At 69.5% G+C, this 13155-nt stretch carries 14 protein-coding genes and 1 pseudogene; 12 read left to right on the forward strand and 3 right to left on the reverse strand.

Going from position 1 to position 13155, the window contains the following annotated elements; translation table 11 throughout:
- The first annotated feature begins 498 nt into the window (after positions 1–498).
- Together IM767_RS14890 and IM767_RS14895 are read left to right on the forward strand one after the other, a co-directional pair.
- Complete coding sequence (locus IM767_RS14890; RefSeq protein ID WP_109211118.1) at positions 499–777, forward strand: hypothetical protein; 279 nt, start codon at positions 499–501, stop codon at positions 775–777.
- Positions 774–1454, forward strand: a complete 681-nt coding sequence (locus tag IM767_RS14895) for a recombinase family protein (RefSeq protein ID WP_109211119.1) — start codon at positions 774–776, stop codon at positions 1452–1454. The genes IM767_RS14890 and IM767_RS14895 overlap by 4 nt, the downstream gene beginning before the upstream one ends.
- Positions 1455–1536: 82 nt before the next feature.
- On the opposite strand, the gene IM767_RS14900 is transcribed toward IM767_RS14895, so the two are convergent.
- Both IM767_RS14900 and IM767_RS14905 read right to left on the reverse strand, forming a co-directional pair.
- Positions 1537–1857: a hypothetical protein gene (locus IM767_RS14900; RefSeq protein ID WP_109211120.1), complete on the reverse strand. Its 321-nt coding sequence runs from the start codon at positions 1855–1857 to the stop codon at positions 1537–1539.
- 145 nt (positions 1858–2002) lie between these two features.
- Positions 2003–3538 carry a recombinase family protein gene (locus IM767_RS14905; RefSeq protein WP_109211121.1) on the reverse strand — a complete coding sequence of 512 codons (1536 nt, stop codon included), beginning with the start codon at positions 3536–3538 and terminating at the stop codon, positions 2003–2005.
- A 31-nt stretch (positions 3539–3569) separates the two neighbouring features.
- Between IM767_RS14905 and IM767_RS14910 the strand changes: the two are divergent.
- The 3 genes and pseudogenes from IM767_RS14910 to IM767_RS14920 form a co-directional block, all read left to right on the forward strand.
- A pseudogene (locus IM767_RS14910) lies at positions 3570–4184 on the forward strand (ATP-binding protein); the annotation flags it as partial.
- Positions 4181–5368, forward strand: coding sequence for a DNA-processing protein DprA (gene dprA / locus IM767_RS14915; protein ID WP_109211122.1), 1188 nt, complete (start codon positions 4181–4183; stop codon positions 5366–5368). The pseudogene IM767_RS14910 and the gene dprA, both read left to right, overlap by 4 nt.
- A gap of 214 nt (positions 5369–5582) precedes the next feature.
- Positions 5583–6488: a tyrosine recombinase XerC gene (locus IM767_RS14920; protein WP_239453390.1), complete on the forward strand. Its 906-nt coding sequence runs from the start codon at positions 5583–5585 to the stop codon at positions 6486–6488.
- Between the two features lie 67 nt (positions 6489–6555).
- Here IM767_RS14920 and IM767_RS14925 read toward each other — a convergent pair whose 3' ends face one another.
- Positions 6556–7122, reverse strand: coding sequence for a murein hydrolase activator EnvC family protein (locus IM767_RS14925; protein ID WP_109211124.1), 567 nt, complete (start codon positions 7120–7122; stop codon positions 6556–6558).
- Between the two features lie 333 nt (positions 7123–7455).
- Between IM767_RS14925 and rpsB the strand changes: the two genes are divergently transcribed.
- From rpsB to IM767_RS14960, 7 genes are all read left to right on the forward strand, one after another.
- Entirely contained in the window at positions 7456–8370 is a 915-nt protein-coding gene (gene rpsB, locus IM767_RS14930; protein ID WP_109211125.1) for a 30S ribosomal protein S2, read from the forward strand.
- A 102-nt stretch (positions 8371–8472) separates the two neighbouring features.
- Positions 8473–9300, forward strand: a complete 828-nt coding sequence (tsf, locus tag IM767_RS14935) for a translation elongation factor Ts (protein WP_109211126.1) — start codon at positions 8473–8475, stop codon at positions 9298–9300.
- An 84-nt stretch (positions 9301–9384) separates the two neighbouring features.
- Positions 9385–10104, forward strand: coding sequence for a UMP kinase (pyrH, locus tag IM767_RS14940; protein WP_109211127.1), 720 nt, complete (start codon positions 9385–9387; stop codon positions 10102–10104).
- A 52-nt stretch (positions 10105–10156) separates the two neighbouring features.
- Positions 10157–10711 carry a ribosome recycling factor gene (gene frr / locus IM767_RS14945; RefSeq protein ID WP_109211128.1) on the forward strand — a complete coding sequence of 185 codons (555 nt, stop codon included), beginning with the start codon at positions 10157–10159 and terminating at the stop codon, positions 10709–10711.
- A 9-nt stretch (positions 10712–10720) separates the two neighbouring features.
- Positions 10721–11764 (forward strand): phosphatidate cytidylyltransferase, encoded by a 1044-nt coding sequence (locus IM767_RS14950; RefSeq protein WP_109211129.1) that lies wholly within the window; start codon positions 10721–10723, stop codon positions 11762–11764.
- Complete coding sequence (locus IM767_RS14955; RefSeq protein ID WP_109211130.1) at positions 11761–12324, forward strand: DivIVA domain-containing protein; 564 nt, start codon at positions 11761–11763, stop codon at positions 12322–12324. The genes IM767_RS14950 and IM767_RS14955 overlap by 4 nt, the downstream gene beginning before the upstream one ends.
- Before the next feature lie 229 nt (positions 12325–12553).
- Positions 12554–13153, forward strand: a complete 600-nt coding sequence (locus IM767_RS14960) for an aggregation-promoting factor C-terminal-like domain-containing protein (RefSeq protein WP_109211131.1) — start codon at positions 12554–12556, stop codon at positions 13151–13153.
- Positions 13154–13155: the final 2 nt, after the last annotated feature.

The raw sequence follows: 13155 nt of genomic DNA on the forward strand, positions 1-13155 counted from the left end.
GACGGCGGCGTCAGCGCCGCCTGGGCCGTTTGACCCCCATCGAGTTCGAGACCATCATGAACACGACCGTCGCACTGGCGGCGTGACTACAACCTGTCACCGATCCGTGCAGCAGTCCCCACCCTCGCGACCATCCGTGCCGAACGGCCCTCGACCTTCGCAGGGTTGAAGCTGATCCTCGATCGGTTCGAGCCACCTTCGAGCGGAGACGCCTTCTTTCCAGGCGGTGCGGACGACACGCTCGCACTCGCGCTCATGAGCGCAGGCTGGTCCGTCGCCTTCGAAGAGGGCGACTACTTGTACACGGCGGCTCACCCAACCTCCGGTGCCGTGCTTCAACACGTTGAGGGCGACCTGTACTGCCTGCTCGAAGGCACCGTGCCCTCGCTCACAGACTCACCGCGCAGCCACTAACTGCACGGCGGGACATCAGGGCAGGGACAGGCGAGCCACTAACAAGCCTGTCCCTGCTTCACCCACCATACGAAAGGCAAGACCATGAACACGACAGACTCGAACCTCAGCGAGACCATCAAGCAGGTCGGCGCGTTGGAGAATTCCCGCAAGCGACGCAAGGCGAACGCGATCACGCTCGCGGTGATCGGCGCAGTCGTCCTCGCGTTCCTCGCCATCACGATTCCCGTGACCATCGCCAACACCGCGAACGACACGGCACGGTGCGTCGCCATCCTCGAAGAGGCAGCCGTCGACAACGCGAAGGCCCTCTGCGACGACTCGGCTCACCGTTCCGAAGTCCTGGAAGGCATCGACCGATGAGCCCCGTGAAGGGCCGCAGGATCATCGCCTACCTGCGAGTCTCGACGGACAGGCAAGACCTCAGCATGGACGCCCAGCGTGACCTGATCGAGCGGTGGGCGGCGTACCGCGAGTGCCAGATCGTCGCGTGGATCACCGACCCCGATGTGAGCGGGCGAACCTGCATCGCTGAGCGAGAGGGCGGCGCGAAGATGCTCGCGATGCTCACGGCGAAGGAGGCTGACGGCATTGTCGTGACGAAGCTCGACCGGCTCAGCCGCGACGTTGCCGACTTCGCCGCGACGCTCAAGCAGTTCCGCGAGAAGGGCTGGACCATCGCCGCGCTCGACTTCGACATCGACACGGCGACCACCAACGGCGAGATGTTCGCCAACATGCTCATCAACCTGAGCCAGTGGGAACGCCGCACGATCAGCGACCGCACGAAAGCCGCCCTTGCCGAACTGAAGCGCCAGGGCAAGTCGGTCGGCCGGCCCGCCCTCGTGCCGCTCGACGCCCCGGAGGTCCAGTACATCGACCGCGCCCGCCGTCGAGGCGAGACCGTCTCGCAGATCGCCGCCGAGCTCAACGCTCTGGGCTTCACCCCGCCGCGAGGCAAGCAGTTCTACCCGGCGAGCGTCCAGAAGTTGATTCAGCGCCTCGACAAGGCCGAATCCGCACTCGCAGAGGCGTCCTAGGCGCCGCTCCGACACTGAGGGCCGAGGGTCGATTGATTCGATCACCCTCGGCCCTCAGATGCTTGTAGGCGCGTCTACAGATTCACCGCGAGGCGGCGATCACCGCCAAAACGCCCTCCCATGCCTGGAGGTTCGTCTCGTTCGGAAGACCGATCTTCGCGGCGAGATCCATCAGAAGGTCTTGTGTCTCCTCGTCATAGTCCTTCCCGAGCGAGGTGACTTGACTGATTCGTACGTCCACCCCGTGACGACCGTCCGGAGTCGTGTGCACGCCGCCGCCGTCGCTGGCCATGTGAACGGAGAAGCAGAAGATGTGGCCCTCGTCGTGGCAGTGACCGTCAGGCGGGTTCTCAAGGCCGCGCTCGCGCTTCACTTCGCCGTCGAGTTCGAGATTGATAGTCATGATGTTCCCTTTGGGTTGGGCGCTCCCGAGTCCAAAAGGAAAAGGACATCAGGAGCAATGAATGTTCATTGCTACTGCTGTCCTTGTGGAGCCTTCCCCTAGGGCTGGCGGCTCAGACCAGTCCGCTCAGCATACACATACGCGATCACGCGCGCCACTCAATCTCGACGCGTCGCTCGACGGCCTCACGCAGGATCGCGTCCCGAGCCCCGGCGTAGTCCTCGTCGGACTCGTTGCGGAACTGCGGGCGCGTGCGGGGGAGACCCTCGGGCCATTCATCGACCACGACGCGCTCGATCAGCAGCCGGAGGAACTGGCGGCGCTGACCCGGCGTCCACTTAGGCCACCCGGCGAGGATCTTGTCTCGCCCGCCGAATGCGCTCTCGATGTCGGGCGAGCCGATCAGCTTCTGAATGTCCTTGCCGATCTGCTCGGACTCGGCCTCGATCGCATCCAGGCGCGAGCGCCGTTCCGTGCGGGTGAGGTCGCCGTCCTCGTACATCTCCAGCACTCGGGCGCGGCGCTCAGACAGGCGCTCACGCTGGGCGTTGAGCGCGGCGATTTTGTTCTCGGCGTCCGGGTCCTGCTCGGCTTTGCGCTTCTGCCAGTAGGCGGTGTCGTTGAGGCGAGCGATGGCCTGCTCGAACACGTACGCCTCGAGGAGGTCGTGACGGATGGTCACCCTGCCAGTGTCCTGCATCACCTTGACCCTCTCGCCGTTGCGAGTCGTGACCCGCTCCACGCGCGGGTGGTGCGGGCTCGGACCGTGTACGCGGGCGAGACAGCCAATGGACGGTTCCGCCCTGCCTGACTTCGTGTTCGTCACGAGCGGCTTGCCGCACTTCGCGCATACGCTCAGTCCGCCGCCCATCGAGTACTTGCCGCCCTTGACGCCGGGGGAGTGGGTGACTTTCCGTGCGGGGTCGGTGAGCAACGCCGTCACATGGTCGAAGGTCTCGGCGTCGATGATCGGGTCCCAGCCGACGACGCCCGCCTTGGTCTCTCCGAGCATCGAGCGGTTGAGCATGATCGACCGCAGGTTCGCCTGCCGCCAGTGATTCCCCTTGCGGGTCTGGATGCCGCGGTTGTTCCAGTCGGTGACGATGGCATGCATCGGCTCGCGGAGGCTCAGCAATCTCCGGGCAACTTCCTTGACGCGCTTAACCTCATCCGGCGCAGGGACGAGGCGACCGCCCTCGACGCGGTATCCGTAGGGCGGAATCCCACCGTGCCACTCACCGCGCTCAGCCTTCGCCGCCTTGTGGCGACGCTGGCGCTCACTCGCGCGGCGCGTCTCGAAGCGACCGATGCCCGCGATCATCGTGGCGCGGAACTCACCGTCAGCCGAGGCGAGGTCGATCTCGCCGTCGACGGTGACCACCTGTGCTCCGAGGTCAACGAGCTTGTTGAGGTCCTTCGTGCTTCGAACGAGCCGATCGAGGTCAACCGCGATGATCACCTCGAAGTCGCGCCCGATGCCGCTGAGCATTCGGTGCCAGTCGGTTCCCTCGCCGCGCTCACCCGAGGCTCGAACCTCGTTGTCGGTGAACGTCGCGACAACCGGCCAGCCTTTCGCGTCGGCCAGGGCCGTGCAACGCTTGCGCTGGGCCTCGATACCTTCGGCGCGGTCGAGCGACTGGCGAAGATAGATCGCTGCGCGCCGGATGGAAGAACTACTCATAGTTGACAATATCACTAGGGTGTTTTCTTGATTCCTCGCCGAGGCCGGAGAGTTCGCGGCGAGCGCGCTGGATGCGCTTCGCCAGCCGCTGGAGTCGGGGTCGATCACGATCCACCGGGCCGGTGCGATGGCGGAGTACCCGGCGCGCTTCCAGCTGGTGCTCGCGACCAACCCGTGTCCGTGCGGCGACTACGGCATCCGTGGCGGCACCTGCACGTGCCCGCCGGCCGCCATCCGCCGGTACCTCGGGCGGCTGTCCGGGCCGCTGCTGGACAGGATGGACATCGAATTGACGCTCACCCGCGTGTCGGTCGCGCAGCGGGATCACGGACCCGCGCTGTCGACCGCCACCGCTCGCGCGCGTGTGATCGAAGCGCGCGCCCGAGCCGCGCGGCGCCTGGAGGACACACCGTGGCGGGTGAATGCGGACGTTCCCGGCAGCTGGCTGCGCGAGGGACCGGGAGCACCGTCGCCGGTCGTGCGCCGCCCGCTCGACGCCGCCCTGCACCGGGGCGCGCTGACGCTGCGCGGCTATGACCGCGTGCTGAGGGTCGCGTGGTCGCTCGCCGACATCGAGGGGCGCGGGCAGCTCAGCGCGGAACACGTCGGGCGCGCGCTCTATCTCAAGAAGGGTCTGGCGCTGTGACGGGATTCGACCTGACCAGCGGGAGCGCAGAACGAGCCCTCGCACCCTTGGGGCTCGCGCTGGGAGCCGACGAGTCGCTGGAGCGTTACGCCACCGCGGTCTGGTCGCAGATCACCGAGCCCGGCGACTCCGTCGCGGGGCGGATCGTCGCTGCGCGCGGGGCCGTGGCCGGTCTCGAAGCCGTCCTCTCGGAGGGCGCGCTCGACGAAGTCACGCCCCGCGAGCTCGCCGACGGCCGGAAGCGCTGGATGCCGCGATTGTCCGCCCGCGCGGTCGCCGACTCGCTTCGCGTCGCGGCTGCGCGCGGGGTGCGTCTCCTCACCCGGAGCGATCCGGAATGGCCGTCGCAGCTCGACGACCTCGGCAGTCACAGACCGCTGTGCCTCTGGGTGCGCGGCGACGCGGCCGCCCTCGGCATGGCGCACGCGTCGGTGGCGATCGTCGGGGCGCGCGCCGCCACCCGCTACGGGGACCACGTCGCGATGGAACTCGCCGCCGACCTCGCCGGGCACGGCATCGCCGTCGTCTCCGGCGGTGCCTACGGCATCGACGGCGCCGCGCATCGTGCCGCCCTGACGGCGGGCGGCCTGACGGTGGCCCTGCTGGCGGGCGGCGCGGATCGCGCCTACCCCGCCGGACACACTCAGCTCATCGAGGACGTCGCGCGACACGGCGTGGTGGCGAGCGAGGTGCCCTGCGGCTCCGCGCCCACGAAATGGCGCTTCCTGCAGCGCAATCGCCTGATCGCCGCGGTGTCGATGGCGACAGTGGTCGTCGAAGCAGGCTGGCGCAGCGGGTCGCTCAACACCGCAGGACACGCCGCGGCGCTGTCACGACCTCTCGGCGCGGTGCCGGGCCCCATCACCTCGGCCGCCTCGGCGGGAGCACATCGCCTCATCCGCGAGTACGGCGCGGAGTGCATCACGAGCGCCGACGATGTCCGCGAGCTCCTCGGGCTCCCGCCGGCGAACGCCGCCGGCACGACCCCCGGGTCGGGCTACACCGACGACGCGACGCGGGTGCAGGACGCCCTGAGCACTCGGGCGTGGCGCGACGTCGAGGAGGTCGCGCGGCGAGCCGGTATGGCGGCGGACGGCGTCCGAGCACTCCTCGGGCTGCTCCAGCTCGACGGCCGCGTGCAGTCGGGGCCGGACGGATGGAGGCTGCTCCCCACGGCGGGATGAGCACGAATCGTCGACAGAGCGGTTTGAGAGCCCGCCGGAGGACCGACGTCGCCGGGGCACACCGGATGACGCTGCGCTGCGTCGCGGGCACACGGGATGACCCTGCGGTGCGTCGCGGCCACACCGGATGACGCTGCGGTGCGTCGCGGCCACACCGGATGACGCTGCGGTGCGTCGCGGCGACGTCTGCGCGCCGGCGGGGCAAGGTAGAGACGTGGAGATCCTCGAGGCCGCCGAGAAGTACCTGCGGCAGCTGGCCGACGTGCGGCGGCTCTCGCCCGCGACGGTGCGCGCGTACCGCGCCGACCTCGCGAGCCTCTCGGCGGCGTGCGGTGACATCGCGTTGGACGATGTCGACCTCGAGAATCTCCGCGACTGGCTGTGGCAGTCGGTGCAGCGGGGCGACAGCCGGGCGACCATCGCGCGCCGTACCGCCGCCGTCCGCGGATTCTTCGCCTGGGCGACGGAAGCCGGCCTCCTGGCAGCCGACCCGAGTCTTCGCCTCGTCGCCCCCAAGCGCGGCCGGACGCTGCCCAAGGTGGCGACCGCCGACGCCCTCGCCGACGTGCTGGCGCGGATGGAGAACGCCGCCGCCCGCGGCGACCCGATCGCCCTGCGCGACCACGCCGTGCTGGAGCTGCTCTACGGCGCCGCGGTGCGTGTGTCGGAGCTGTGCGGGCTCGACGTCGACGATGTCGACCGGGGTCGGCACACGGCACGCGTGCTGGGCAAGGGGGCGAAGGAGCGTGTCGTGCCGTTCGGCCTTCCGGCGCTGCGGGCGATGGACGCCTACCTGGTCCGTGGTCGCCCGGCGCTCGTGGCCCGCCGTCCTGACGACGCCCCGACCTCCGCGATGTTCCTTGGTGCGCGCGGCGGCCGGCTCGGCTCCCGCGCGGTGTACGACCTCGTCGCGCGCGAGCTCGGTCCTGAGCTGGGTGAACACGTCGGCCCCCATGCGCTCCGGCACTCTGCCGCCACCCATCTGCTGGACGGCGGGGCCGACCTCCGTGCGGTGCAGGAGATGCTCGGGCACTCGAGCCTCGGCACGACGCAGATCTACACGCACGTCTCCAGCGAGCGGCTCGCGGCGTCGTACCGGTTGGCGCATCCGCGCGCCTGACGATCCGCTCAGCGCCGGAGCGGTTCCGACCCCGGGCTGGGGCGGAATCTCGACCACGCGCCGGCGTTCAGCAGCACGGAAGCAGCACGGCGCGCGGCACGCCGCCCAGCAGCACCAGAGGGTTGATGTACTCGCCGTCCAGGCGGACGCCGAAGTGCAGGGCGCCGGGGGCGGTGTGTCCGCCGAGCGCGATCGATCCGACCGGCTCCCCGGCTGCGACCGGCGTGCCCGCCGCGAGTTCGGAGTCCACCGGCTCGAGCGTCGTGACCAGGCCCGAACCGTGATCGAGCGTCAGGACGCCGCGACCCGCGACCCCTCCTGAGAACGCGACGACACCGCCGGCGGGTGCGCGCACCACGGTCTCGCTCAGCGGCCGAAGGTCCACGCCGCGGTGACCGGGTCCGTACTCGTGGGCCGGCGCGACGAAGACCTGCTCGAGCCGGAAGGGGTGGACGGGCCACGTCCATCCAGACGCGACCGCGACCGTCCCACCGTCGGCCCCGGTCCCATAGGTGAGCACGGCGCCCGCCGAAGCGACCCCGGCGCCTGGCAGCACGGCCACGGCGAACGTCGCCAGCACCGCCCCGACGCGCCTGCCCGCACCCCGTCGTCGATCTCTCCCGGCCGTTCTCATGCTCCGACCCTCGACCCGCCTCGATGTGAACGGGGACGGATGCCATCGCCCGGTGGAGAACGCGTGTCCGGTGGTCCCGGGGGAGGAGGGGCGGGAACCCCGCCTGCTGATACACTGGATGCGCACTCCGCATGTCGGGGTGACTCCGCGTGCCCACAGCGCCGCAAGCCCCGAGTCTGACGAAGGGCGCGGCGCGGCATCCAATCCCAACGGTCCCTGCGAGCGCTCACCAGTGCTCCGGGGTGGGATTGAGCCGGGCACCAGGCTCGCCGGCCCCTGCCGGCGCGAGAACAACCGCAACAGGCGCGCACGCGCCGGAACAGGAGAACGGCCATGGCCGTCGTCACCATTCGCCAGCTGCTCGACAGCGGCGTCCACTTCGGACACCAGACCCGCCGGTGGAACCCGAAGGTCAAGCGCTTCATCCTCACGGAGCGCTCCGGCATCCACATCATCGACCTGCAGCAGTCGCTGACGTACATCGACAAGGCGTACGAGTTCGTCAAGGAGACGGTCGCCCACGGCGGCACCATCCTCTTCGTCGGCACCAAGAAGCAGGCGCAGGAAGTCATCGCCGAGCAGGCGACCCGCGTGGGCCAGCCCTACGTCAACCAGCGCTGGCTCGGCGGTCTGCTCACCAACTTCTCGACGGTGTCCAAGCGCCTCGCCCGCATGAAGGAGCTCGAGGAGCTCGACTTCGAGGACCCGGCGGCAAGCGGCTTCACCAAGAAGGAGCTCCTCCTCAAGAAGCGCGAGCTCGACAAGCTGCACAAGTCGCTCGGCGGCATCCGCAACCTCCAGAAGACCCCGTCGGCCATCTGGGTCGTCGACGCCAAGCGCGAGCACCTCGCGATCGACGAGGCCTCGAAGCTCGGCATCCCGGTGATCGGCATCCTCGACACCAACGCCGACCCCGACGAGTTCCAGTACCCGATCCCCGGCAACGACGACGCGATCCGCTCGGTGGGCCTGCTCACCCGCATCATCGCCGACGCCGCCGCCGAGGGCCTCATCCAGCGCCACCAGCCCACCGACGAGGCCGCCGACGCCGAGCCGCTGGCCGATTGGGAGCGCGAGCTGCTCGAGCAGGGCGCGGCGGTCGAGACCGAGGTCGCCGCCGTCGAGACCGCCGCGACCGAGTCGGCCGCCGACGAGGCGGGCGCCGATGCCGCTGAGGCGACCGAGGCCGCTGAGGCGACCGAGTCCGCTGAGGCGACCGAGTCCGCCGAGGCGACCACCGCCGAGTAAGTCTCACCCACACTCCGCCTCGGCGGGATCGTCCGGCCGGAAGGCTCGGACGGTCCCGCCGAGGCATCCACGAGAACTCACACAACCAAGGAGCCGCCACCCATGGCAAACTTCACGATCGCCGACATCAAGGCGCTGCGCGAGCAGCTCGGCACGGGCATGGTCGACACCAAGAAGGCTCTCGAGGAGGCCGACGGCGACCTCGAGAAGGCCGTCGAGATCCTGCGCCTCAAGGGTGCGAAGGGCAATGCCAAGCGCGCCGACCGCTCCACCAGCGAGGGTCTCGTCGCTGCGAAGGAGGTCGACGGTCAGGTCACGATCATCGAGCTCAACACCGAGACCGACTTCGTCGCGAAGAACGACCGCTTCATCGCGCTGGCCGAGAAGGTCCTCGACGCCGCCGCCGCCGCCCACGCCGACTCGGCCGAGGCCGCCCTGGCCGCGCCCGCCGGCAGCCAGACGGTCGCCGAGCTGATCTCGGACGAGGCAGCCATCATCGGCGAGAAGGTCGAGCTGCGTCGCGTGAACACGCTCTCGGGCGACAAGTTCGAGATCTACCTCCACCGCACCAGCAAGGACCTGCCGCCGCAGGTCGGTGTCGTCCTGGCCTACTCGGGCGACGACGCCGAGACGGCTCGCAGCCTCGCACAGCACATCTCGTTCGCCAACCCGTCGTACCTCTCGCGCGACGAGGTCCCCGAGGCCGACGTCGAGAAGGAGCGCGAGATCGTCACCGAGATCTCGCGCAACGAGGGCAAGCCCGAGGCCGCCCTCCCGAAGATCGTCGAGGGCCGCGTGAACGCGTTCTTCAAGCAGGTCTCGCTGCTCGACCAGGACTACGCGAAGGACAACAAGCTGTCGGTCGCGCAGGTCGCGAAGGACGCCGGTCTGACCCTGACGGGCTTCGCCCGCTACAAGGTCGGCGCCTGACACCTTGAGAAGGCCCGCACCGGCGACCCGGTGCGGGCCTTTTCTCATGCCCTTCGGTAGTTTGTCGTAGACGAGAGGACCACAGTGATCAACGAGAACACCGGACGCCGCCGCGTCCTTCTGAAGCTGTCCGGCGAGGCGTTCGGCGGAGGGCAGCTCGGGGTCAACCCCGATGTGGTCAGCCAGATCGCCCGTGAGATCGCGGCCGCGGTCGACCGGGTCGAGATCGCCGTGGTCGTCGGCGGCGGCAACTTCTTCCGCGGCGCCGAGCTCAGCCAGCGCGGCATGGACCGAGGCCGCGCCGACTACATGGGAATGCTCGGCACGGTGATGAACGCCCTCGCCCTGCAGGACTTCCTCGAGCAGGCGGGCGCGGCGACACGCGTGCAGTCGGCGATCTCGATGACCCAGGTGGCCGAGCCATACATCCCGCGCCGGGCCGAGCGTCACATGGAGAAGGGCCGCGTCGTCATCTTCGGCGCCGGGGCCGGCCTGCCGTACTTCTCCACCGACACGGTGGCCGCCCAGCGCGCGCTCGAGATCGACGCGCAGGAGGTCCTGGTCGCCAAGAACGGCGTCGACGGGGTCTACACCGCGGATCCGAAGAAGGATGCCTCGGCCACGCGCATCGACCGCATCACCTACCTCGACGCGCTGCAGCGCGGACTCAAGGTCGTCGACTCGACCGCCTTCAGCCTCTGCATGGACAACAAGATGGACATGCGGGTGTTCGGGATGGAGCCGGAGGGCAACGTGACCCGCGCTCTTCTGGGCGAGACCATCGGCACGCTCGTCACGGCGTGACCGCCCTCCCGCCGATACACTTGACCAGCCCCATCTACGCGAAGGAGACACTGTGATCGCGGACGTCTTGGCCGATGCCGGAGTGCGCATGGACCGCGCCGTCGAGGCTGCGAAGGAGGACTTCGCCACGGTGCGCACCGGACGCGCGAACCCGCAGCTGTTCCAGAAGGTCCTCGTCGACTACTACGGCAGCCCGACGCCGCTCGCGCAGCTCGCGTCGATCAACAACCCCGAGGCCCGCACGCTTCTCATCACGCCCTACGACAAGTCGGCGCTGAAGGCGATCGAGCAGGCCATCCGCGACATCCCGAATCTCGGCGTCAATCCGACCAACGACGGCAACCTCGTCCGCGTCACCATGCCGGAGCTCACCGAGGAGCGTCGCAAGGAGTACGTCAAGCTCGTGCGCAGCAAGGGCGAGGACGCGAAGGTGCACGTGCGCGGCATCCGCCGCAAGGCGAAGGACGACATCGACGCGCTCAAGGGCGAGGTCGGCGAGGACGAGCTGGCCCGCGGCGAGAAGGAGCTCGATGCGATCACGCGGGCTCACGTCGACGGGATCGACGATGCGCTGAAGCGCAAAGAGGCCGAGCTGCTCGAGGTCTGAAGTCTGTCCATGACCGACGCAACCGAGCCGCCTCGACGCGACGAACCCGCCTCCCCGCAAACGCGGCGCGAGGCGGGCGAGGCGCGGCGGACCGCCGAGCCGCATGACACCGGCCCGGCGCTGGGGGCGCACCTGCGCGCCGCCCGGAGCGAGCTCGAGAGCCAGGTCGCACAGGCCAGGGCGGACTTCGAAGAGGCCAACGAGCGCATCAAGGAGCGCACGGGACGCGATCTCATCCTCGCCATCCTCATCGCACTCGCGATCGGGGCGGTGCTGCTGGGCTCGCTCCTGTTCGTCAAGTGGGCATTCGTGCCGTTCGCCCTCGCGGCAGCACTCCTGGCGATCTTCGAGTTCTCGCGCGCCCTGATCGTAAGCGGACGGCGCGTCGACCTGGTGCCGCAGCTGCTCGCCGGCGCGGCGGTGGTGCTGTCGGGCTACTTCGCGAGCTCGTGGTTCCACTGGGTCGTGCTGTTCGTCGCGCTGGCGTTCGTGGTGGTCTGGCGGCTCGTGGCGCAGATGGCGGCGAACGACGGTCGCGCCTACGCCACGGTGCTCGGCGACGTCTTGATCGCCACGTTCCTGCAGCTGTACGTCGCGTTCCTCGGGAGCCTCTGCCTGGTGCTGCTGCAGCAGGAGGACGGGCAGTACTGGGTGCTCTCGTTCATCATCGTCGCGGTCGCGTCCGACACCGGCGCGTACGTCGCGGGCATCACGATGGGCAAGCACCCGATGGCTCCTCGGATCAGCCCGAAGAAGACCTGGGAAGGCTTCGCCGGCGCCACCGCGGCGGCGATCATCGCGGGCGTGCTCGCCGGGATCTTCATGCTCGGCATCGATTGGTGGATGGGCGTCATCTTCGGCATCGTCATCCTGCTCACGGCCACGGTCGGCGACCTGGGAGAATCGATGATCAAGCGCGACCTCGGAATCAAGGACATGAGTTCCTGGCTCCCGGGGCACGGCGGCGTGCTGGACCGGCTCGACTCGATCCTCCTGTCGGTCGTCGGGGCGCTGGGCCTCTATTACCTCTTCACTCCGCTGGTGGCATCATGACGGCATCCCAGACGACGGCGCGAGCGTCGTTCCCCGAGGCGCGCGGCCGGGAGAAGGGCTACGACAAGGAGCCCGTCGATGAATTCCTCGACCGGGCGCGGGCCGCGTTCGAGAACGGGAGCGACGAGCTCACGTCGGCAGACATCCGGCAGGTCGCGTTCCCCCTCGTGCGCCACGGGTACGCGATCGCCTCGGTGGACGCCGCGCTCGGACGCATCGAGGACGCCTTCGCCGCGCGCGAGCGCTCGACGGCTCTGGCCGCGTCGGGTGTCCGGGCGTGGGTCGGCCACACCCGCGAACTCGCGCAGGAGGTGCTGGACCGGCTCTCGCGGCCGGAGAAGGAGCGCTTCGACCGCGTATCGCTCCTGCGCTACGGCTACCGGATCGCCGAGGTCGACCTCGTCGCCGACAAGCTCGCGCGATATCTCGAGAACGGCGACTCCGTCACGGTCGAGCAGGTGCGCGCGGTCGCCTTCCGCATGCAGCGCGGCGGCTACCGCGAGACGCAGGTGGATGCGGTGCTCGACGCGGTCGTCGAGATCATGCTCGCCGTGAAGTGATGAGGCCGCGCGCCGCTGATGGCAGGCGCGCTCAGCCGTGTGCGAGAATCGGGACACTGTGACTTCTGGAAACGAGCTGCACCCGACCCGGCGCGCCCGTCGTCACGAGATGTCGACGCGGGCATCGCGGGCTGTGGCGACGGCCCAGGCACCGACTCAGTCCACGGCGCGGACCTCCTCCGCAGCCGCGCCGCGGCCGGCAGCCCGATGGTCCCGCCGACGCGGTGTGGTGGGCGCCTTCGCCGCCTTCGCCGTGCTCGGATTCGCAGCGGCGTACATCGGCCCGACGGGCCTCGCGCTGGCACAGGTCAGTGCCGAGGAGGGCGCGGTGTCGCTGTACGCCAGCTCTCTCGACGACGTCCAGTCGCGCGCCGGTGACGAAGACGCGCCGGTGGCCGAGCCTGCCGCCCTCGACCGGGGCACGTACTCCGTCTACGTCAAGCCGAAGCCGACTCCCACGCCCACCCCGGCCGCGTCCTCGTCGTCTTCCTCCGGCGGCTGGCGACCGCCGTTCGTGACGCCCGATCCCGGCACCGCGCAGGCGATCGCCTACGACATGGTGCTCGCGCGCGGGTGGGGCGACGACCAGTTCGCGTGCCTCGTCGCGCTGTGGAAGAAGGAGTCCGGCTGGCGCGTGAACGCGTACAACGCCGGCAGCGGCGCCTATGGCATCCCGCAGGCGCTGCCGGGAAGCAAGATGGCGACGGCAGGCGCCGACTGGGAGACGAATCCGGCGACCCAGATCACGTGGGGCCTCGGGTACATCGGCGGGCGCTACGGCACGCCGTGCGGGGCGTGGGACCACTCGCAGCGCACGGGCTGGTACTGAGC

This window comes from Microbacterium ureisolvens (assembly GCF_015278315.1).
In the GTDB taxonomy this organism is placed as follows: Bacteria; Actinomycetota; Actinomycetes; order Actinomycetales; family Microbacteriaceae; genus Microbacterium; species Microbacterium ureisolvens.

What these genes read in the sequence shown, in the direction of transcription:
- IM767_RS14950 (WP_109211129.1), top strand. Translation starts at nt 10,721, where the DNA reads ATGACCGACGCAACCGAGCCGCCTCGACGCGACGAACCCGCCTCCCCG.
- IM767_RS14900 (WP_109211120.1), bottom strand. Translation starts at nt 1,857, where the DNA reads ATGACTATCAATCTCGAACTCGACGGCGAAGTGAAGCGCGAGCGCGGC.
- IM767_RS14955 (WP_109211130.1), top strand. Translation starts at nt 11,761, where the DNA reads ATGACGGCATCCCAGACGACGGCGCGAGCGTCGTTCCCCGAGGCGCGC.
- IM767_RS14925 (WP_109211124.1), bottom strand. Translation starts at nt 7,122, where the DNA reads ATGAGAACGGCCGGGAGAGATCGACGACGGGGTGCGGGCAGGCGCGTC.
- rpsB (WP_109211125.1), top strand. Translation starts at nt 7,456, where the DNA reads ATGGCCGTCGTCACCATTCGCCAGCTGCTCGACAGCGGCGTCCACTTC.
- IM767_RS14895 (WP_109211119.1), top strand. Translation starts at nt 774, where the DNA reads ATGAGCCCCGTGAAGGGCCGCAGGATCATCGCCTACCTGCGAGTCTCG.
- IM767_RS14890 (WP_109211118.1), top strand. Translation starts at nt 499, where the DNA reads ATGAACACGACAGACTCGAACCTCAGCGAGACCATCAAGCAGGTCGGC.
- tsf (WP_109211126.1), top strand. Translation starts at nt 8,473, where the DNA reads ATGGCAAACTTCACGATCGCCGACATCAAGGCGCTGCGCGAGCAGCTC.
- IM767_RS14905 (WP_109211121.1), bottom strand. Translation starts at nt 3,538, where the DNA reads ATGAGTAGTTCTTCCATCCGGCGCGCAGCGATCTATCTTCGCCAGTCG.